Source organism: Eikenella sp. NML99-0057, from assembly GCF_001648535.1.
In the GTDB taxonomy this organism is placed as follows: domain Bacteria; phylum Pseudomonadota; class Gammaproteobacteria; order Burkholderiales; family Neisseriaceae; genus Eikenella; species Eikenella exigua.
Genome location: NZ_LXST01000001.1, coordinates 472,509 through 492,876, shown reverse-complemented (window position 1 = coordinate 492,876; position 20,368 = coordinate 472,509). Strand labels below are relative to the sequence as shown.

General features: G+C 55.8%; 15 protein-coding genes and 2 pseudogenes. 7 read left to right on the top strand and 10 right to left on the bottom strand.

The window, feature by feature from the left end; all coding sequences use genetic code 11:
• Window positions 1–55: 55 nt before the first annotated feature.
• A complete protein-coding gene (locus A7Q03_RS02390) occupies window positions 56–2,212 on the top strand; it encodes an AsmA family protein (protein WP_067446982.1) in 2,157 nt (718 codons plus the stop codon).
• Between the two features lie 247 nt (window positions 2,213–2,459).
• Here the strand turns inward: A7Q03_RS02390 and bfr (A7Q03_RS02385) are convergent, their stop codons facing one another.
• From bfr (A7Q03_RS02385) to tldD, 3 genes are all read right to left on the bottom strand, one after another.
• Window positions 2,460–2,924: a bacterioferritin gene (gene bfr / locus A7Q03_RS02385; RefSeq protein WP_067446980.1), complete on the bottom strand. Its 465-nt coding sequence runs from the start codon at window positions 2,922–2,924 to the stop codon at window positions 2,460–2,462.
• A 17-nt stretch (window positions 2,925–2,941) separates the two neighbouring features.
• On the bottom strand, window positions 2,942–3,406 hold the full coding sequence (gene bfr / locus A7Q03_RS02380) for a bacterioferritin (RefSeq protein ID WP_067446978.1): 465 nt from the start codon (window positions 3,404–3,406) through the stop codon (window positions 2,942–2,944).
• 559 nt (window positions 3,407–3,965) lie between these two features.
• Window positions 3,966–5,417, bottom strand: a complete 1,452-nt coding sequence (gene tldD, locus A7Q03_RS02375; protein ID WP_067447367.1) for a metalloprotease TldD — start codon at window positions 5,415–5,417, stop codon at window positions 3,966–3,968.
• Window positions 5,418–5,862: 445 nt separating this feature from the next.
• Between tldD and fabI the strand changes: the two genes are divergently transcribed.
• From fabI to ribD, 5 genes are all read left to right on the top strand, one after another.
• Window positions 5,863–6,651 (top strand): enoyl-ACP reductase FabI, encoded by a 789-nt coding sequence (gene fabI, locus A7Q03_RS02370; protein WP_067446976.1) that lies wholly within the window; start codon window positions 5,863–5,865, stop codon window positions 6,649–6,651.
• Window positions 6,652–6,818: 167 nt separating this feature from the next.
• The gene (locus A7Q03_RS02365) at window positions 6,819–8,447 is read left to right on the top strand and encodes a YdgA family protein (protein WP_067446974.1); all 1,629 of its coding nucleotides are present in this window, start codon (window positions 6,819–6,821) and stop codon (window positions 8,445–8,447) included.
• A 66-nt stretch (window positions 8,448–8,513) separates the two neighbouring features.
• Window positions 8,514–8,969 (top strand): GCN5 family acetyltransferase, encoded by a 456-nt coding sequence (locus A7Q03_RS02360; RefSeq protein ID WP_067446972.1) that lies wholly within the window; start codon window positions 8,514–8,516, stop codon window positions 8,967–8,969.
• 39 nt (window positions 8,970–9,008) lie between these two features.
• Window positions 9,009–10,040: a Holliday junction branch migration DNA helicase RuvB gene (ruvB, locus tag A7Q03_RS02355; RefSeq protein ID WP_067446971.1), complete on the top strand. Its 1,032-nt coding sequence runs from the start codon at window positions 9,009–9,011 to the stop codon at window positions 10,038–10,040.
• A gap of 139 nt (window positions 10,041–10,179) precedes the next feature.
• A complete protein-coding gene (gene ribD / locus A7Q03_RS02350; RefSeq protein WP_067438901.1) occupies window positions 10,180–11,271 on the top strand; it encodes a bifunctional diaminohydroxyphosphoribosylaminopyrimidine deaminase/5-amino-6-(5-phosphoribosylamino)uracil reductase RibD in 1,092 nt (363 codons plus the stop codon).
• Between the two features lie 352 nt (window positions 11,272–11,623).
• On the opposite strand, the gene A7Q03_RS02345 is transcribed toward ribD, so the two are convergent.
• The 3 genes from A7Q03_RS02345 to A7Q03_RS02335 form a co-directional block, all read right to left on the bottom strand.
• Window positions 11,624–12,412, bottom strand: coding sequence for a molybdopterin-binding protein (locus A7Q03_RS02345; RefSeq protein WP_067446969.1), 789 nt, complete (start codon window positions 12,410–12,412; stop codon window positions 11,624–11,626).
• Between the two features lie 140 nt (window positions 12,413–12,552).
• Window positions 12,553–12,963, bottom strand: coding sequence for a hypothetical protein (locus A7Q03_RS02340; RefSeq protein ID WP_067438907.1), 411 nt, complete (start codon window positions 12,961–12,963; stop codon window positions 12,553–12,555).
• Window positions 12,964–13,189: 226 nt separating this feature from the next.
• Complete coding sequence (locus A7Q03_RS02335; RefSeq protein WP_067446968.1) at window positions 13,190–13,837, bottom strand: HAD family hydrolase; 648 nt, start codon at window positions 13,835–13,837, stop codon at window positions 13,190–13,192.
• A 331-nt stretch (window positions 13,838–14,168) separates the two neighbouring features.
• On the opposite strand from A7Q03_RS02335, the gene lolA reads away from it, so the two are divergent.
• Window positions 14,169–14,786, top strand: coding sequence for an outer membrane lipoprotein chaperone LolA (gene lolA / locus A7Q03_RS02330; RefSeq protein WP_153705466.1), 618 nt, complete (start codon window positions 14,169–14,171; stop codon window positions 14,784–14,786).
• 85 nt (window positions 14,787–14,871) lie between these two features.
• Here lolA and polA read toward each other — a convergent pair whose 3' ends face one another.
• The 4 genes and pseudogenes from polA to A7Q03_RS10340 form a co-directional block, all read right to left on the bottom strand.
• Complete coding sequence (gene polA, locus A7Q03_RS02325) at window positions 14,872–17,658, bottom strand: DNA polymerase I (protein ID WP_067446966.1); 2,787 nt, start codon at window positions 17,656–17,658, stop codon at window positions 14,872–14,874.
• Window positions 17,659–18,001: 343 nt separating this feature from the next.
• The gene (locus A7Q03_RS02320; RefSeq protein ID WP_067446964.1) at window positions 18,002–18,748 is read right to left on the bottom strand and encodes a hypothetical protein; all 747 of its coding nucleotides are present in this window, start codon (window positions 18,746–18,748) and stop codon (window positions 18,002–18,004) included.
• Between the two features lie 336 nt (window positions 18,749–19,084).
• A pseudogene (locus A7Q03_RS02315) lies at window positions 19,085–19,957 on the bottom strand (cytochrome bc complex cytochrome b subunit); the annotation flags it as partial.
• 24 nt (window positions 19,958–19,981) lie between these two features.
• A pseudogene (locus A7Q03_RS10340) lies at window positions 19,982–20,366 on the bottom strand (ubiquinol-cytochrome c reductase iron-sulfur subunit N-terminal domain-containing protein).
• Window positions 20,367–20,368: the final 2 nt, after the last annotated feature.

The following is a 20,368-nucleotide window of genomic DNA, read 5'->3' as shown; positions in this document are numbered from 1 at the left end:
GACGGGCATAAAGCAGCTACCTTTTGTTTGATTTCCTATTGCGTACGGTATTTCGATGAGCAAACAGCTGTATTCCGGCAAAATTTGGAGCAAACTCTGGCTGAAAGCGCTGCTTTTCGGCCTGGTTTTGTTGGTATTGTGGCTGGGTGCATCATTCGGTTTGAGCCGATTGCTCAGTGAAGCCCGCATCCGCCAAACTGCCAACCAAATGCTTGCCGCACAAGGCCAGCAGCTGAATTTTGATGGCCGTCAAATCGAACGCGGCTGGTTCCCCTATCCTTATGTGGTGCTGCACCAAGTGGGATTGAGCCGCACGCAGGAAAACGGCCAAACGCTGAATGCCGAGGCCGTGCAGCTTTCATTTAATTGGTCGGCTTTGTGGGGCGATGTGTCTATCCACAGTCTGCACCTGCAACGCGCCAGCATCAGCGCGCGTCGGCTGGAAAGCGGGCAATGGGAAGTGGCTGGGTTCACTGCTAACCAAGCAGCAAGCAGCACCCTGCCCCGCCATATCGAACTTGATGATTGTTCCCTGCGCCTGCAATACGGCGAACAAAAACAAACCATGCGTCAAGTATCCGGCTTTATCGATCGTGCCGATGAGAACTTCAGCCTCTCTGCCAGCCTGTTTGCCCCGCAGGAATACAGGATACAGGCCTCTGGCGCCTATAGCGGCAGCCACTTTGAACAACTACAAGCCAATCTTGCCGGCTTCCTGCCCAACGGCCAGCCCTTCACCGCCGCCTGGCAAGGCAATGCCGACTATACCGCCGAGCAAAGCCGTCTCAATACCAAAGACGGCCGGCTCAGTATCCAAGTTCCTGCCTGGTCGCTTAATATTGATGGCAATACCCGCAACTGGCAATTCTCCCCCGACAGCGTCGTTTTGCCTGAAACCCACATTGTCTTCAACGTCGACTCAGAAAATGGTCAATCCTCGGCTGAAACCGTGCGGCATAGCGGCAGCGGCAGCATCAACAAAGTTTCCTATCAAAACCGCACCTTAGCAATCGCTGGTTTCCAACTCAGTGGTGCAGTGGAATACGAGCAAGGCAGCAGCGGCTACAGCGCCAACGGCCGCCTCCAAGCACAGCCCGGACATTTTCAAATCGACAACCTCTACCTCAGCACCCGCCACAACGCCGCACCCGGCAGCATGCCCTATCTCTCCGGTCAATGGCATGGCCAAGCCGCCGGTAACAGCGAAAGTTGGAAAGCTGAACTGCAGGGCCGCCTCGACAACAATGAGGGCTACCTGAAAATTTCCGGCAGTTTCAGCGATCAAGGCCACAACATCGAAGCGGCTATCAATCTGAGTAAACTTTCACTCAGCAGCTATCTCGAAACCAAACGCCCTGCCCCTGCCGCCGAAAACACCGCAGCCCCTTTGTGGCTGCAATACTGGCCGCGAGCCCTGCACCACCGCCAAATTCGGCTTACCCTCGATATCGGCATGCTTGAAGGCTCCGGCCTGCAAATCCAAAATTTCCACAGCACCCTGCACCTAGACGCTGAAAAACTTGAAGCCCAAACCATCAAAATGCAGATGTACGATGGCAATGCCGAAGGCAGTGCCGTGTTGCACCACGGCAGCCGCCCCAAATGGGAAGCCGCCATCCGGTTCAACAACATCCAAATCAAACCCCTGCTGCAAGATGCCTTTCGCTTCAACCACCTCAGCGGGCGCGGTAACGCATCCTTCCACCTGGGTGCAGAAGGCCTCAAACGCAGCGAATGGCACACCACCCTTGCCGGACAAGGCAAAATCGTGCTCGACAATGGTGCGTGGCAAGGCATCAACCTTGGCAAAATCCTCAACAAGCCCGACAACCTACCCGCCCAAAACCTGATCCGCTATAACGCCGAGAGCAATACCCCCTTCCGCCATTTCAGCATCGAAGCCAGTGTAGAAAACGGTATGGGCACCACGCCCAGCCTCAGCCTGCAAAGCGACAGCCTCAACCTCAGCGGCCAAGGCAGCTTCGACATTCGAGCCACCACACTCAACTACGCCGTGCTCGCCAGTGTCGGCCAAGATCTCTGGCTGCCGTTAAAAATCAACGGCAGCATCAGCCGCCCCAACTTTGCCCTCGACTACCAACGCATCACTGGCAACCTGCAAAGCCCCGAACAAAAACAACGTGCCCTGCAAAATGTACTGCAACAGCAATGGCAGTGGATACAGAAACTGCCTGAAAATCAACAGCAATAGCTGTCGTGCGTATCTCCAGGCCGCCTGCTTGTTGGCAACAATTTTCAGGTAGCCTCAACCAGCCAAACAAAGGCTACCTGAAAGCATAAGCTTTAACGAAGTTAAAACCTGCGGCGCAATTTTTCAGGTAGCCTTTTACTGGAAGCGAATTGAATTGCACAAAACAGCCTGCTGCTGAAGCGCACAGGCTGTTGCTATTTGGAAAGGGTCTTGCCTAGTTTGGCAGTGGCTTGGTGTTTTAATCCCCTTACGCCCTGAGTTGCAGGTAGTTTTGCAAACCCAAACTTTCCATCAGATCGAGCTGGGTTTCCAGCCAGTCGAGACGTTCTTCGTTTTCGTCTTTCTGTTTTTCCAAAAGCTGACGGGAAACGTAGTCCTGCTTTTCTTCGCATACGGCAATGGCTTCCACTAGTGCCTGGTGTTTGTCTTGCTCTTTTTGCCGGTCGCATTGGATGATTTCTTCGGTGTTTTCGCCAATCAGCAGTTTGCCGAGCTCTTGCAGGTTGGGCAGACCTTCCAGCAGGAGGATACGCTCAATCAGGGCATCGGCTGCTTTCATATCGGTGATGGATTGTTTGTGGAAATAACCGCCCAGCTTTTCCAAACCCCAGTTTTTCAGAATGCGGGCATGCAGGAAATACTGATTGATGGTGATAAGCAGGATGCCCAGGTTTTTATTGAGCTGGCGGATAACTTCGCGATCGCCTTTCATACGTTTTCCTTTCCGTATTACAGCTGGCTTTGCAGGTAGTTCTGCTCGCCGAGCAGGTCGATGAGGCGCAGCTGCTGTTCGAGCCAGTGGGCGTGATCTTCTTCGGTGTCTTTGAGCTGGTTGATCAGCAAATCACGGGTTACGTAGTCTTGTTTTTCTTCGCACAGTTTGATGCCGCGTTTGAGGTTTTCGCGTACTTCGTATTCGGTATCCAAATCGAATTGCAGCATTTCGCGCACGTTGCGGCCGATGCGCACGGGAGCAGGCACCATCTGCGGAGTGCCGCCGATCATGAGGATACGGCGGATGAAATCGGCAGCGTGCTCGGTTTCGTCTTCCATTTCATGGCCGATACGGGCGAAGAGCTTGGTGTATCCCCATTCGTCGTACATGCGGGAGTGGATGAAATATTGGTCGCGGGCGGCGAGCTCACCGGCCAAGAGTTGGTTCATGTAGTCGATAACTTCTTTGTTGCCTTGCATTGTTTTACTCCTGTGGATAAATGGAATGATGCGTGTAATGGCAGCGGTAATATATGCTGTCGTTTCAACCTGGTGGATTATACGCAGCTTGTTGCAAAAATTCTCATATTGCGCTTATTAATGCGAATAATTATCCTGAAAAGTAAGCGATTTCTTTTCAGTATGCAGCAGAAAATTTCAGGAAAATAAAATGGTTAGGCAGCTTAGTTTAGCCAACTGAATCTGCCAATGATTATCAATGGATAAAATATTTACTTTTCTTTGCACTTAATAGTGTGTTTTTTAGGAATTTCATTAGAAACATTGGCTTGTACATATATGATAACTATTGCTATTTCATTAGGCACAACGGGCTATTTGCTGGTCTTGCCTTCTGTATTGGTAAAGGCTACCTGAAAATGGGTTCCTGCGAGGAAAACAGTTTTCAGGTAGCCTTTTGATTTTGAAACTTGGATTAAATACATCTTCATACCAAGCGATGATGCACTAACAGTACAAAAGCAAGATACAACAAAGGCTACCTGAAACCCCTTTCAGGTAGCCTTTGCCGACAAGTCTATCAAGCGGTTTCGCTGCCACCAACAGTTAAGCCGGCATCGATACGCAGCGTGGGCTGCCCCACACCCACAGGCACGCTCTGGCCTTCCTTACCGCACACGCCGATGCCGCTGTCGAGCGCCATGTCGTTGCCGATCATGCTCACGTGTTTGAGCACTTCCGGCCCGCTACCGATGATGGTGGCACCTTTAACAGGGTATTGCAGCTTGCCGTTTTCCACCCACCACGCTTCGGAGGCGCTGAACACGAATTTGCCGCTGGTAATGTCCACCTGCCCGCCGCCGAAGTTCACGGCATACAGGCCTTTTTCGATTGAGGCGATGATTTCTTCCGGCTCGCGGTTGCCGTTTTGCATGAAAGTGTTGGTCATGCGCGGCATCGGTGCGGCGGCGTAGCTTTCGCGGCGGCCGTTGCCGGTTACCGCCATGCCCATCAGCCGGGCGTTGGTTTCGTCTTGCAGGTAGCCGGCCAGGATGCCGTCTTCAATCAGCACGGTTTGTCGGGTAGCATTGCCTTCGTCGTCCAGATTGAGTGAGCCGCGCCGTTGCTCGATATTGCCTTGGTCCACCACGGTTACGCCTTTGGCTGCCACGCGTTCTCCCAAACGGCCGGCAAACGCGCTGGTGCCTTTGCGGTTGAAATCGCCTTCCAGCCCGTGCCCCACGGCTTCGTGCAGCAGCACGCCCGGCCAACCGCTGCCGAGCACCACGGTCATGCTGCCGGCGGGCGCGGGGCGCGATTCCAGGTTCACCAAAGCCTGTTTTACCGCCGCCTCCACATAACTGCGCAGCCGCTCTTCGCTGAAATAATCCAGCCCGTGCCGCCCGCCGCCGCCAAAGCTGCCCACTTCGCGCCGCTCGCCCCGCTTGGCCACCACGGTGATGCTTAAGCGCACCAGCGGGCGGATATCGGCAGCGGTGATGCCGTCCAGCCGAGCCAGATAGATTAAATCGTGTTCGCAAGTCAGCCCTGCCATCACTTGCACAATCCGCGGGTCGGCAGCTTTGGCCAGCTGTTCCACACGGTTGAGCAGCGCCACCTTGGCAGCAGAGTCTAAGCCGGGAATCGGATTGTCCGGTGTGTAGAGTGCAACCTGCTGGCGGCTGGCTGAACCAGCCAGCTTAACCTGCCGCTCCTGCCCCGCTGCACCGATGGTACGTACCGCTTCTGCCGCCTGCCGCAATACGGCCGGGCTTAGGCTGTCGGCATAGGCAAACGCCGTTTTCTCGCCCGACACCGCCCGCACGCCCACACCTTGATCAATCTGAAAACTGCCGGATTTCACCATGCCCTCTTCCAAATGCCAGCTTTCATAGGCGGTGCGCTGGCAGTAGATGTCGGCATAGTCCACTTGGTGGGTGGAAATGGCAGATAAGGCGCGGGCGATTTCGTCTGTGCCCAGTTGGTTGGCATGCAGCAGTTGTACGGAAATGGTGGAGTGCGCTGTGTTCATGGCGTTAAAGGATTGAAAACGAAAGTCGGGCGGCATTATATAACGGTTGGGCAGCAGCTCGTATTTTGTCTGTTGGCAGAATTGCGAAAATAAATCACATTTTAGGAGTATCGATAAAAATATTTCCTATCTAAATATTGATAGCAATTATCGCTTATGTATAATAGCCATGCCCTTTCTTATGGGGCATAGCTGAAGAAGCTATATCTACCCAATTCTACAGGAGTGCGCCTAGCGAAACCAATTGTTTAACATCCCAATATTCAAAACCGAAAAGTTGAAGCCCGCTGCCAAAAACAGCGGGTTTCGGCTGTTCGCAACTCTCGCAAAACAGCTTCGGATTTACTCTGCCAACCTAAATTAAGCTATAATGCCCCGATTTTGAGTGCAGGCTACCTGAAAATCAAGCAGCCTGTACAGACAATTTCCCCTGAGGACAAGAAAAATGGGCTTTTTGCAAGGCAAAAAAATCCTGATTACTGGCATGATTTCCGAGCGTTCTATTGCCTACGGCATCGCCAAAGCCTGTCGCAAACAGGGCGCCGAGCTGGCGTTTACCTATGTGGTGGACAAACTGGAAGAGCGTGTGCGCAAAATAGCGGCCGATTTCGGCTCTGATTTGGTATTCCGCTGCGACGTGCAGAACGACACCGAAATCGAACAAGTATTTGCTGGCCTGGGCAAAAAATGGGATGGTCTCGACGGCCTGGTGCACGCTATCGCCTTCTCGCCCAAAGAAGCTCTCAGCGGCGATTTCTTAGACAGCATCAGCCGAGAAGCTTTTGAAATTTCACACGATGTTTCTGCCTACAGTCTGCCCGCGCTGGCCAAAGCTGCTCGCCCGATGATGCGCAACCGCAACAGCGCCATCCTCGCGCTCACTTATCTGGGCGCCGTGCGTGCCATACCCAACTACAACGTAATGGGCATGGCCAAAGCCAGCTTGGAAGCCGCCATCCGCTTCACTGCCGCCTGCGTCGGCCCCGAAGGCATCCGTTGCAACGGTATTTCCGCCGGCCCGATTAAAACCCTGGCTGCCGCCGGTATCGCTGATTTCGGCCGCCTGCTCAACCACGTTGCTTCGCAAAACCCGCTGCGTCGCAACGTAACCATCGAAGAAGTGGGCAACACCGCCGCCTTCCTGCTGTCCGACCTCTCCTCCGGCATCACTGGCGAAATCACCTACGTGGACGGCGGCTACAGCATCAACGCCCTAAGCGGCACCGGCGCCTAATTTTCCGCCCGATTTAGCCCGTTAAGGGCACACAGGCTACCTGAAAACAATTTTAACGAAAGTAAAAATCCGTTTTCAGGTAGCCTCTTGCTTGCCCAGCACCAAGACAGTGCCCCGTTTTGGTGTTATCCTTGCGCTTTCCTAATATCACGCATTTTGGTTGTTGCATGAAAAAACTCCTTTGGCTGTTCTCCGGCCTCATCCTGCTGCTGGCTGCTCTGCTTCTCGGCGCGCCCTACTATCTTGGCATCAAAGCCGAACAAAGCCTGAACAAACAGCATGAAATCCTAAGCCACACATCCTTCTTGCAAGTCGAATCCCGTCGCTACGAGCGCGGCTGGTTCAATTCGCACGAAACCACCGTGGTGCGCTTCAAGCCCACCTTCCTGGCTCAGCTGCAAGACAAACTGCCCGACAACATTAAAACCATCCTCACCCAGCCCATCACGCTGGAGAGCAACATCAAACACAGCCTGTTTGCCAACGGCAGCATGCCTGTGCGTGCCGTGGTAGACACCGAATTCGTTTTCCAGCCCGAAAGCCGCGAAATACTGCAACGCTTCTTCGGTAGCCAAGCCCCTGCCAGCCTGCGCAACGTGATCCAACTCAACGGCAACGGCCGCCTCACTTGGCAGGTGCCTGCTTTCAAATACCAAGAGCTCTCCGGCATCGCCATTAATTGGCAAGGCCTCGAAGGTAGCACCGACTACGCCAAATACTTCACCGAATACCAAAGCAGCCTGAACAACCCCGGTCTCACCATCACCCTGGCCGACAAAGGCAGCGTTTCCTACAAAAACCTCCAGCTGCACACCGAAACCCGCGAAGGCAGTCACAACCTGGCCCTGGGCAGCAGCAAGCTCACCCTCGGCCAGGTGGAAGTGGAGTGGAAAGACAGCATCAACTACGACATCCGTCTTAACGATGTGCTGAACATGGTGTCCGACCTGCAAATCGGCAGCTTCATCAACCCCTACGGCCAAGTGCCGCCCGCCAAAATCACCCTCAACGACCTGCAAATCGAAACCCGCATGGATCAAGACGGCCGCTGGGTGAACACCGAAGGCAAATTCGGCTTCGCCAAGCTCAACTACGGCAGCGACAACTACGGCCCGCTGGCCATCCATGTGAGCGCCGAACACATCGATGCCGAAAGCCTCGCCGCGTTCAAAACCCGCCGCGACCAGCTCATCACCCAGCGCCTCAGTGACGAGCAAATGCGCGAAGCCCTGCTTGCCGCCCTGCGCAACGAAGCCGCCGGCCTTTTCACCAACGACCCCGTTATCCGGCTCAAACAGTTTGACCTCACCACCCCGCAAGGCATGATCAGCGGCAACGGCGAACTCAAATTCAGCAACCTCACTACCGCTGATTTGAACGACATTGACAAAATGCTCGCCCAAACCGATGCCGATTTCCACATTGCCGTACCGCAGCAAGTGATCGAGCGGCTCACCGTCGCCCAAGCTAAAAACTACATCAGTGTCGATCCCTCCCTACCCGATGCCGACCACGAAATCAAAGAAGCCGTGCGCCTGTGGCTCGACAGCGTGCTCGAAAGCATGGCGCGGCAAGGCTACCTGAAAATCGACGGCAACCAAATCGTGAGCACCCACATCGTCGTGCGCAACAAAACCTTCAGCATGAACGGCAAACGCATCGAATCGCAAGCCGATGAAAACCTGTTGCCCGACAGCTCCCTGCCCGCCGATTCCAGTACCCCGGCCACGCCGGCATCTGCGCCTGCCACCGCCTCGGCCGCTTCCGTCCCGCCGAAGGGCGCATCTGCCCCCTAGCCCAGCAACAGAAGGCTGCCATTTCAGGTAGCCTTCTGATTATTTTCCAAACAAGCACCGCACAAAATGAGCCAATCCCCCTACCCGCCCGCCACCTATCCTGAAAAAGTGGGTATTTACCCTGCCCACTGCCATTCCGGCAGTGGCTATTTCTACGATGACGTGCTCGAATACCGCGTATGGTGCCATCCCGAGCGCGGCGTCCCCGATTTATATGAAGGCGACGACTACTTCCATGCTTTCGCCACCCATGCCGAAGCCCTCGCCTTTGCCCGGCAACAACCCGGCAGCGAAGATCCGCTCGTCCTAGTACGCCAGCAAGAATATATCGACGAACCCCAGCCCGGCACCTTCATCCGCCGTATCGGCGAACGCATCACTGAATGGCTGCCGGAATGGCTGGAAAACAGCCGGCGCCAGCCCGGATCAATCGAAGCCTTCCTCGCCAACAGGCTACCTGAAAGTGATATTTTGGCGAAGCCAAGGCAGAGCTTTTGCGGAGCTAAAACAAAACCGCAATGAAATTAAACCACTAAGGCTACCTGAAACCCCTTCCTCATCATGCTCCACACCGATTCCCTCACCGCCGCCGAACCCGAACGCCTCATCACCGCCCGCCAGATTTCCAGCCAGGAAGAGCAGCTCGAACGCGCCCTGCGCCCCAAAACCCTCGCCGACTACATTGGCCAGGCCAAAACCAAAGAGCAGCTCGGCATCTTCATCCAAGCCGCCAAAAAGCGCGGCGAAGCCCTCGACCATACCCTCCTGTTCGGCCCACCCGGCCTGGGCAAAACCACCCTTGCCCACATCATCGCTAAAGAACTCGGTGTGAACCTGCGCCAAACCAGCGGCCCCGTGCTCGAACGCGCCGGCGACCTTGCCGCCCTGCTCACCAACCTCGAGCCGCACGACGTACTCTTCATCGATGAAATCCACCGCCTCAGCCCCGTGGTGGAAGAAATCCTCTACCCCGCCCTCGAAGACTACCAGCTCGACATCATGATTGGCGAAGGCCCCGCTGCCCGCAGCGTGAAAATCGACCTGCCCCCCTTCACCCTCGTTGGTGCTACCACCCGCGCCGGTATGCTCACCAATCCCCTGCGCGACCGCTTCGGCATCGTCTCCCGCCTCGAGTTTTACAGCAGCGCCGACCTCGCCACCATCGTTTCCCGTTCCGCCGGCCTACTGCAAATGAGCCTCGACGATACCGGCGCCTTCGAAATCGCCCGTCGCAGCCGCGGCACCCCGCGCATTGCCAACCGCCTGCTGCGCCGCGTGCGCGACTATGCCGAAGTGAAAAGCAACGGCCGAGTGGATGCCGCCCTAGCCGATGCCGCCCTGCAAATGCTCGATGTGGACAACGAAGGCCTCGACATGATGGACCGTAAATTTCTCGAAGCCGTGCTGCACAAATTTGCCGGCGGCCCCGTCGGCTTGGACAACATCGCCGCCGCCATCGGCGAAAGCTCCGACACCATCGAAGACGTGATCGAGCCCTACCTCATCCAACAAGGCTTCCTCCAGCGCACCCCGCGCGGCCGCGTGGCCACCGAACGCAGCTACAGCCACTTCGGCCTGCCGTTTAAGCCTTGAAGGCTACCTGAAACCATCGGCATCTTTTTAGCTTCGCAGAAACTTCGCTTTGCTTCGTTTTCAGGTAGCCTTTCTTGCCGTTTAAAGGCTACCTGAAAACCTTATTTACCCCGTTTCCCCTATCCGCCCCTTACTCAAAATGCCCCAATTCTCCCCCGCCGACCACGCCCTGATGCAGCAAGCCATTGCCCTTGCTTGGCAAGGCCGTTTCTCCACTTCGCCCAATCCGCGTGTCGGCTGCGTGATTGCGCAGGGCGGGCAGATTGTCGGCCAAGGTTTCCACCTCAAGGCTGGCGAGCCGCATGCCGAAGTGCACGCCCTGCGCCAGGCCGGCAGCGCCGCGCAAGGCGCTACCGCCTATATTACCCTCGAACCCTGCGCCCACCACGGCCGCACTCCGCCCTGCGCCGAAGCCCTGAACCGCGCCGGTGTGCGCCGCGTGGTAGCCGCCATGCAAGACCCCAACCCCCTGGTGGCGGGCAAAGGGCTCTCCATGCTTGAAGCCGCCGGCATTCAGGTAGCCTGCGGCCTGATGGAACGCGAAGCGCGGCAGCTCAACCGCGGCTTCCTCTCCCGCATCGAACGCGGCCGCCCGTTTGTGAAGCTGAAAACCGCCGCCAGCCTCGACGGCAAAACCGCGCTTGCCAACGGCCAAAGCCAATGGATTACCGGCGAAGCCGCGCGGCACGATGTGCAGATCCAGCGCGCCGAAAGCTGCGCCGTGCTCACCGGCATCGGCACCGCTCTGGCCGACAACCCGCGCCTCACCGTGCGCGACTTCCCCACCCTGCGCGCCCCGCTGCGCGTACTGCTCGACAGCCGCCTGCGCCTGCCTGCCGGTAGCCATCTGCTCGACGGCAGCGCTCCCACGCTCATCTATACCTTGTCCGACAGCCCCGCGCCCGCCGCCGCCGAAATCTGCCGTTTGAAAGCTGACGCCCAAGGCCGGCTCAACCTGAGTGCCGTGCTGGCCGATTTGGCCGCTCGCGGCATCGGCGAGCTGATGTTGGAAGCCGGAGCCACACTGGGCAGCGCATTTTTGGCGCAGGATTTGGTGGACGAAATCGTCTGCTACCAAGCGCCCAAACTGCTCGGCGGCACGCAATCATCCACCTTGTTCAGGCTACCTGAAAACCCTGCCGCTCTCAGCTGTGAGTCCAATTGGCACACCATAAGCGTCGAGCAGCTGGGTGACGACATCAAATGGGTGCTGCAAAATTGGCGGGGTTGAAATGCCCGCATGTTTGCCGCCATTTGTTTCCATTCTTGTATTATCACTAAGCAGCTAGTGACTGGTTTTGTTGCCATAAGATTTCCTCGCCGGCGTAGTAAGGAAGAAAATAGCTTCAGGTAGCCTTTATGTTGCCGCTCCTGTAAGCCAGGGCCTCGAATCCGATATTCCGATTGACAGCGTGGTTAAGGTATATGTATGAAATAATTATTGTTTCACGCAAAGCAATGAGCCGCAGACAGTACAGCTAGTACAACAAAGCGAGATAAAGCAGTATGAAGTGCTTTAGTTATAAAAAATTCCAGGTAGCCTCAATCATGCTGAAGGCTACTTGAAACCGATTTCTTTCTGTTTACACGTCTTCCGGCGCCAGCTCAATCTGTGTGGCGCCCTGCTTTTTCAAGCCGGCTTCGGCTGTCTGCCAAGCTGCATCCAGCCGGCTACAAGCTTCCCCTTCGGCTTTGAGGCCGAACAGCAGGCGGTAGCGCTGCTGGGTGGTGGGGGTGGCAGGCAGGCTGAAGCTGCGGATGCCGGGGTAGTGCTGTTCGATGTCGGCCATCAGGGAGCTGATACAGGATTCGGGCAAGTCGATCCAAGCGCTGACGCTGCGGCGTTCGGTTTGGTGTTGGAGATGGGCGTAGTATTCGTCGAGTACCCAAGCTGCCATGGGCTGTGCCATTACGGGGAAGCCGGGCAGGAAGTAGTGTTCGCGGATGGAAAAACCAGCGATGTTGTTGTAGGGATTGGGAAGCAGGCCGCTGCCTTGGGGGAATTCGGCCATGCGCAGGCGGATTTGGTGGCCGATGCTGCCGAGGCTGTCGCCGTGTTTGAGGGATACGACTTCGATGTTGGCAGCGGCCTGCGGGTGCAGCGCCAGCGGCAGACCGAGGGCTTCGGCCGCAGCTTGGCGGGTGTGGTCATCCGGCGTGCTGCCGATGCCGCCGGTAACAAAGGTGGGCAGGCCTTCGGCAAAGCTTTGGCGCAGCCGGTGGACGAGGAGTTGGCGATTGTCGGGCAGGTATTGCACGGAATCGAGCAGCAGGCCGCGCTCTTTGAGCAGCTGTTTGAAAAAGGCAAAGTGTTTGTCTTGGCGGCTGCCGTGCAGGATTTCGTCGCCGATGATGATAAGGGAAAAGGACATGAGGTTTCTTTGGGAAGGAAGGCTACCTGAAGCTATGGTTGATGCTTTCAGGTAGCCTCTATGCAAATAACAGACTATCTGAAAATTGGATTGCTGCTTGAGCGTCTCCGAAACCTGCACTTTCAGGTAGATTTTTTTGCTTAATAGCTGATTCCCGGCATCGGGTAATACTGGAGGATGGGCGCAGGGCGGGTGGGGTGCACTTCGCCTTCGGCTCGCGGCAGGATTTCCACTACAGCCACATCGCAGCTGTTCCCGCCGCGCGAATACTGTATTTCGTAATTCTTGCCAGCCTGCGGGGTGAGGCTGCTGGCGGTGTAACAGCGGTGTACCTGGCTGGTGGTTTTACTGGGAAACGCGCCATCGAGCACCAGCGGTTTGCTGGCGGGCACAACAAATTCTTTATACGATTCGCGGAACACCACGCCGGTATCGGCATTCACAGTGTTGCTGCGCTGAGTGGTAGGCATGCCCACCGAAAGGTTGCGGATGCGGCGCGGCAGGCCACCAGTAAATCTGGTGTGGCGGCGTCGGCCTTGTTTTCTGCCCATTGTTCGCAGCTGCTGTTCGGGATCATGTGCACCACATCGTGGCCGTATTGGCCGTAAATGCGTAGTTGAGCCTGGTCTTGTGCGTTATACAGCTCTTCGCGGTGCATGATTTACGATTTCTGCGACATAAAGCAGCTACTCAAGGCCAGTGTGGCGCAAATAGGCAGCAATAAGCTAATTTTCTTCATTAAGACGTTCTCCATTAGGTAAAGGTTAAGCTACTCGGCTATAGTAAATCCAAAATCTGCCCGGGCGTATCCAGCCGTGCATCTGCCGGCCATTCGTGCACCTGGTCGCTCTCGGCGATGTAGCCCCAGTTGGCCAAGGCTGTGGCCATGCCGGCGTTTTTGCCCGCCACCATATCGCGTTCGGCATCGCCCACATACAGGCAGCGCTTAGGTGCAATGCCGATTTGCCGACAGGCGTGGTGCATCGGCAGCGTGCTGGGTTTGGACTCGGCGCAGGTGTCGCCGCTCACCACCACGGCAGGCGGGGCGATAAAGCCCAGCTTGGGCACGAGCAGGCTGGTGAAACGGTGCGGCTTATTGGTGATGATGCCCCAGGCAATGCGGCGGCGGGCGAGCTGCTCGAGCATGGGGTTGATGCCTTCAAACAACACGGTTTCATCGCAAAAGCCGTGTTCGTATTCAGCCAGGTATTCCTGCCGCCAGCGCGAGTGGTCGGGGTGGCTTTTTTCAATGCCCGTGCCCAGCTTAATCAGATAGTTGGCACCATGGCTGGCCACTGGTCGGATTTGCGCCATCGGTACGGCGGGTAGGCCGTTTCTGGCCAAGAGGCGGTTGAGCGCGCCGCCCAAATCCAGCGCAGTGTCTGCCAATGTGCCGTCTAAATCGAATAATACAGCTTGAATCATAAGGTTCTCCAAGAAGGCGGATGAAGCTACCTGAAAAGTATAGTGAATTAAAATGAGGATGCTACCGCGTTGGCTTGCCTTACCGTGTTATCTGTATTGTCTGCGGCTCGCTGCATCTACCGCAACCTTTTCCGCCGCTTACCGCAGCCGTGAATTATAGCGCAGGAATAAAATCCGGTTAAAAATTCGCCACCCTATTTTGCCTAATGCCTTGCCGCAGCGGAAAAATTCCTTTGCCCTGCTATCTTCACAATTCCCACCGCCCTGCCCCGCCACGCCCAAGCTGGTACAATGCGCCGTATTCCGTTTTGATTCGCACAAAGGAAAAATGATGAAAAACCAAACCTTCCGCCTTGTTGCCGCAGCCGTTTTGGCAATAGCCATCGGCAGCGCCCAGGCCGGCGGCATCGAAGCCCTGCAAAAATTCAACGCCGACACCGACGGCATCAGCGGCAGCTTCAGCCAAAGCGTGCAAAGCCGTAACAAAACCCGCAATGCCCAAGGCCGCTTCAGCATCCTACGTCCTGGCCTCTTCAAATGGGAATATACCAGCCCCTACAAACAAACCATCGTAGGCGACGGCAGCCACATTTGGCTCTACGACATTGATTTGGCGCAAATCACCAAAACCGCGCAAAACCAAGCCATCGGCGACAGCCCCGCCGCCATCCTCTCCAATAAAGACGCCCTCTCCGCTAGCTACACCCTAAAAGAAGACGGCTCCGCCGGCGGCATCGACTACGTATTGGCCACGCCAAAGCATTCCAACGCCGGCTACCAATACATCCGCCTTGGCTTCAAAGGTGACGATCTGGCCGAAATGCGCCTAAAAGACAGCTTTGGCAACCAAACCACTATCAAATTCAACAATCTGAATACCAGATCCAACCTCTCCCGCAGCCAATTCCGCTTCACCCCGCCGCAGGGCGTGGATGTGCTGACGCAGTAAGAGCAGCTGCATACTTAAGATGAAAGGCTACCTGAAAATTTCAGGTAGCCTTTTTGTGTTAATCAACAATATATGACTAACCTTTTCAATGCGCCTCTTCCCAATTCATACCCACGCCCACCTCAGCCACCAGCGGCACTTTCAACATCCCTTCGTCCACTTTCGCCATAATCTGCGGCAGCTTTTCTTTCACTAAATCCAGTTCGACTTCGGGTACTTCCAACACCAGTTCGTCATGCACCTGCATAATCAGTTTGCTCTTCAGGTCGTCTGAAACCAGCCAGTGAGACACGTCTATCATGGCGCGTTTGATGAGGTCGGAGGCGGTGCCTTGCATGGGGGCGTTGATGGCGGCGCGTTCGGCTCCGGCGCGGGCGTTGGCGTTTTTGTTGCGGATGTCGGGCAGGTAGAGGCGGCGGCCGAACAGGGTTTCGACGTAGCCTTGGGTGGCGGCTTGTTCTTTGGTGCGCTGCATGTATTCGGCGACGCCGGGGTAGCGGGCGAAGTAGCGGTCGATGAAGGTTTTGGCGGACAGGTTGTCTATGCCCAGCGATTTGGCGAGGCCGTATTGGCCCATGCCGTAAATGAGGCCGAAGTTGATGGTTTTGGCGTAGCGGCGTTGTTCGGACGAGACGTTTTCGGAGGCGATGCCGAATACTTCGGCGGCGGTGCGGCGGTGTACGTCTTCGCCGTTTTGGAACGCGGCAATCAGGGTTTTGTCGCCGGAGAGGTGTGCCATGATGCGCAGCTCGATTTGGGAATAGTCGGCGGAAACGATGACGCTGCCTTGCGGTGCGGTGAAGGCGCGGCGCACGCGGCGGCCTTCGGCGGTGCGGATGGGGATGTTTTGCAGGTTGGGGTTGTTGCTGGCGAGGCGGCCGGTGATGGCGACGGCTTGGGCGTAGGTGGTATGCACGCGGCCGTCTTTGGGGGAAATCATTTCGGGCAGTTTGTCGGTGTAGGTGGATTTGAGTTTCGCCAGGCTGCGGTTTTGCAGGATGATTTTGGGCAGGGGGTAGTCGGGCGCGAGCTGTTCGAGCACGGCTTCGTTGGTGGAAATGCCGCCTTTGGCGGTTTTTTTCAGGCCTTTGGTGGGAATGCCCATTTTGTCGAACAGGATTTCTTGAAGCTGTTTGGGCGAGTTGAGGTTAAACGGCTGACCTGCGGCGGCGTAGGCTTCTTGTTCGAGCTTCATCAGCTCGGCGCCGAGTTCCGCGCTTTGGCGGGCGAGTTCGGCGCGGTCGATTTGCACGCCGTTGTGTTCCATTTCAAACAATACCTGCGCGACGGGCAGCTCCATTTTTTCATACATTTCAAGCTGTTTGGCGTCCATTTGCGTGCGCAGGTGCGCTTCGAGGCGCAGGGAGAAATCGGCGTCTTGGGCGGCGTATTCGGTCGCCTGCTCGATGGCGACGTCGGCAAACCCGATTTGCTTCGCGCCTTTGCCGCACAGCGATTCGTAGGTAATGGTTTCTAAGCCCAGCCAACGTTCGGACAATTCGTCCAAGCCGTGTCCGAGATGGCTCTCGATGATGTAGGAGGCGAGCATGGCGTCGCCGGCAATGCCGTTCAGCGCGATGCCGTAGTTGGCGAAAACGTGTTGGTCGTATTTGAGGTTTTGCCCGATTTTTTTCAGGGCGGGGTTTTCCAAATGCGGTTTCAGACGACCTAATACGTCTTGCAAATCGAGCTGTTCGGGTGCGGCGGTCAGGCTATGCCCTACGGGGATGTAAACCGCTTCGCCTGCTTGGAACGCGATGCTGATGCCGACCAGCGCGGCGTTCATTGCGTCTAGGGAAGTGGTTTCCGTATCAATGCCGATTGTGTCTGCCTGCGACAGTTTGTCTAACAAGGCGGCAAACTGCGCTTCGGTGGTAACGGCTTGATAATCCAGCTTTTCGGGTGCAACAGCTTTTTCAGGTAGCCTTTCAGACGACGTTTCCATGTCCAACGCCGCCTGTTCGCCTATCGTATCGCTGCCGAACAAATCGCCGTCCGCCGCTTCGTGCATACGGCTTTCCGCTTCCTTCAGCCAAGTGCGGAAGCCCCAGCGTTTGAAATCGACCGCAAGCTGCGACCATTTCGGCGAAGTGCGGCGCAGGCTTTCGAGGCCGTCTGAAAGCTCCGCGTGCAAGTCCACATCGGTTTTAATCGTTACCAAATCATACGACAGCGGCAGTTGGGGCAGCGCGGCTTGCAGGTTTTCGCCGACCTTGCCCTTGATTTCCGCAGCGTGTTCCATCACACCGGCCAGCGAGCCGTAGGCTTTCAGCCATTTCACCGCCGTTTTCGGACCGCACTTTTCCACGCCCGGCACATTGTCCACCTTGTCGCCCATCAGCGCGAGATAATCGCGGATTTGGTCGGGGCGCACGCCGAATTTTTCCTTCACGCCTTCAATATCCAGCGTTTCGCCGCTCATCGTGTTCACCAGCGTTACGCGCTCGTTCACCAGCTGCGCCATGTCCTTATCGCCGGTGGACACCACCACATTCCAACCCGCTTCGCCGCCCATCGCCGCCAGCGTGCCGATCACGTCGTCCGCTTCGACTTGCGGAATCACCAGCACCGGCCAACCCATCAACCGCACCAAATCCGGCAAGGCTTCCGCCTGCGGGCGCAAATCGTCCGGCATCGGCGGGCGCGTCGCCTTATAGTCGGGGAACATCTCGTGGCGGAAATTCTTACCCTTCGCATCAAACACCACCGCGCAATAATCGTGCACATAATCCGCCCGCAGCCGGCGCAACATGTTCAACACGCCATAAAGCGCACCCGTCGGCGCACCGTCAGGCGCGGACAACTGCGCCATCGCGTGATAAGCGCGGTAGAGATAAGAAGAGCCGTCAACGAGGAGGAGGGTTTTGCGCATTTGGGCAACCGTTTGTGTGAAATGAAAACAGCGGGATTATAGCGCACAATAAGCAGGCTACCTGAAAGCCAGCCAAAACCGAACGGCAGATTGCAGCTAGCCTTTGGCAGGTGGAAGAAAGGCTACCTGAAAACAGCGGCGCTAGAATTTCAGGTAGCCTTTTAGAGGATGGATGACGGATTTGCTTTTATTCAGAAGATGCTTTTTATTGGCAAGCAAAGTGGTAATGCTGCCCTACTCTGGAAGTAAGCTCAAGGTTGGTTGCAAGCGGTGCAGCAGTAAAGCTCAAATAACGTGAATTGCTATGTGGCTCAAATTGCTCGGCCGGTTTTTCAGGTAGTCTTCAAGCCAGCCAGTTGTAGCATTGTTCCCACAGCAGGGTTTCTTCCGGCTTTTCACGGCCGGCCAGCAAGGCTTGCTCAGAGGCTCGGCGAAAGGTGGCGCGGGTGTGCGGGTCAGCAAACCAGACAGAAAGTTTGGTGACTAGATACTCACGATGCGGGCGATGGTCGGGGAGATAACAGGCTTTATACCAGTCCGGTTCGTTTGCACCATAGGGTATGGTCAGATACAAGCCGATAAATTCGCGCAGGGCGTTGGTTTCAGAAGCAGACTGTGTCCACAGGGCGAGCAGCTTGTCGGTTACGTCTAGGCCCGCAAAGTGGAACATGACGAGCCACGTGGACAGACAGCCTTCGTAGCGTGGGGCGGCGATTTGGTGTGCAAACCAGGCGGCAGCGAAGCGGTGCAGCCAGCGGATTTCATCTTCCGGCCAGCATTCGGGCAGGTCGCAGCGCAATTTGTCGAGCAGCATTTCATCGGTGGGGCGCACATCTTCGTCGTTTACCAAGGCCTGCAAAATGCGTGGCAGGAAATGCTTCATATCGCGCGCGGTGGCGGCTTCGTCTGCCAGCGGCACGCTGCCCAGATAGCCGGCCAGGTTGTTGACAGGAATCTCGCGTAATCGGTAGCGCAGCAGTTCGCGTTGGCAGTCTTTAGGCGTGCAGCATTCGCAGGTGCAGATATTGAGAGGGAAGCGGACTGTATAGGGAGCAAACAGCTGGTAGGCTTCTTCGATAAAGGCTTGCATTCGGTGGCTCTTTGATTGGGGTTCAGGTAGCCTGAATCAGTTTGAGGCTACCTAAAAATATAGCTGCTGTGATTTGAAGTATTCAGTATATCAGGCGCTTTGTTAGATACCAGCATTCGGCCTGCGGCTTGCTTTCTTTGTTAGTGGTTTATGGTTTCAGGTAGCCTGGACTGATTTGAGGCTACCTGAAATTAAACTGTCGTTTCAGCTTTTCAAGTAGCCTCTTTCCCCAAAAAACACAAGCTGTTTTCAAGCTGTGTTTCTTGCTGCGGTATGCTTAGTGCACGTTTTTCCAGTATTCCTTTATTCCTTCTTCAGGAAGTAGGCCAGCGGCAGTATGATGGCGAACAGGAACAGCACCAGCAAGGTTTTGAAGGTGGTGTTACGGTAGCGCACAGACTTTACCGGCGAGCGGTTGAGCCAGACAGGCGGGCAATCAGAATCACTGCCGCATCCATGCCGGTTACACCTCACATCTACGTGCCCGGAAGGGAACGGCGCGCAAGATGGCGTAGAACGAGGTGAAATACCATACCGGGGCGATGTGCTCCGGAGCTTTCAGTGAGGTGGCCGCGTTGAAGTTGGGCGCTTCGAGGAAGCGGTCGTTTTCAGGAGCGAAGAACATAATGGAGCAGAACACAATCAGGAATCAAAATATCTTTATACATGGTAATACGAATGGAAGGGGACGCCGCTGTTGAGCGGGATGCCGTTTTCGTCTTTCAGCTTTTTGATTTACACTTGATTGCCACGCCGTCTGGGTTGTTGGAGCCTACTTCGTGCAGCGCAATCAAATGCGCCGCCACCAAACCGACCAGCACCAGCGGCATGGCCATCACGTGCAGAGCAAAGAAGCGGTTGAGTGTAACGTCGGAAACGTTAAAGTCGCCGCGAATCCAAGTGGACAAATCAGGGCCGATTACGGGAATGGCACCGAACAGGTTGATGATTACCTGCGTGCCCCCAAACGACATCTGAAAGGCTTCCGCCGTCAGGGCGAGGAAAATCAGCGCGCCACACACCCACACGAGCTCGCGCGGTTTTTTGAACGAGCCGTAAATCAGGCCGCGGAATATAGCAGATACACCACGATGAAGAACAACGAAGTGCCGAGGAGTACATATAGCGGATAATCCAGCCGTCAGACACATCTCGTATGATGTATTCTACCGCAGTAAGTGTGGCGGGCAGATGGTATTGGTTTAGGTTGTAGTTTGATTGGTCATGATTTGTTCATCGGTATAAGCTGTCTTCAGCTACGCGGATGGTGGTTTCAGTATAGATATTTATAAGGAGGGATCACCAGATTAGACGGCGCTGGCATTCCTTTGAACGCACGGCTGACCAAGTCGAATTTGGAGCCATAGCACAGGCAAAAGAAGCCGCCTTTCCAGTGTGCACCCAAATCCACTTGCCGCGTCACTCGGCGGTAACCAACTGGCCGGTTTCAATTTTTCTCATGTCGATGTCGATCGGCGCAACGGCTGCTTTGGCCTTTTCCGAAGGGAAAAACTGACAACGAAAGGCTTGGCTACCCCCAGCGCACCACACCGGTGGCTCCGGCAGTGGCCAGTACCAAAAAGCGCCGTTGTTCTTGATTGATTTCTTGGTTAGTCATTA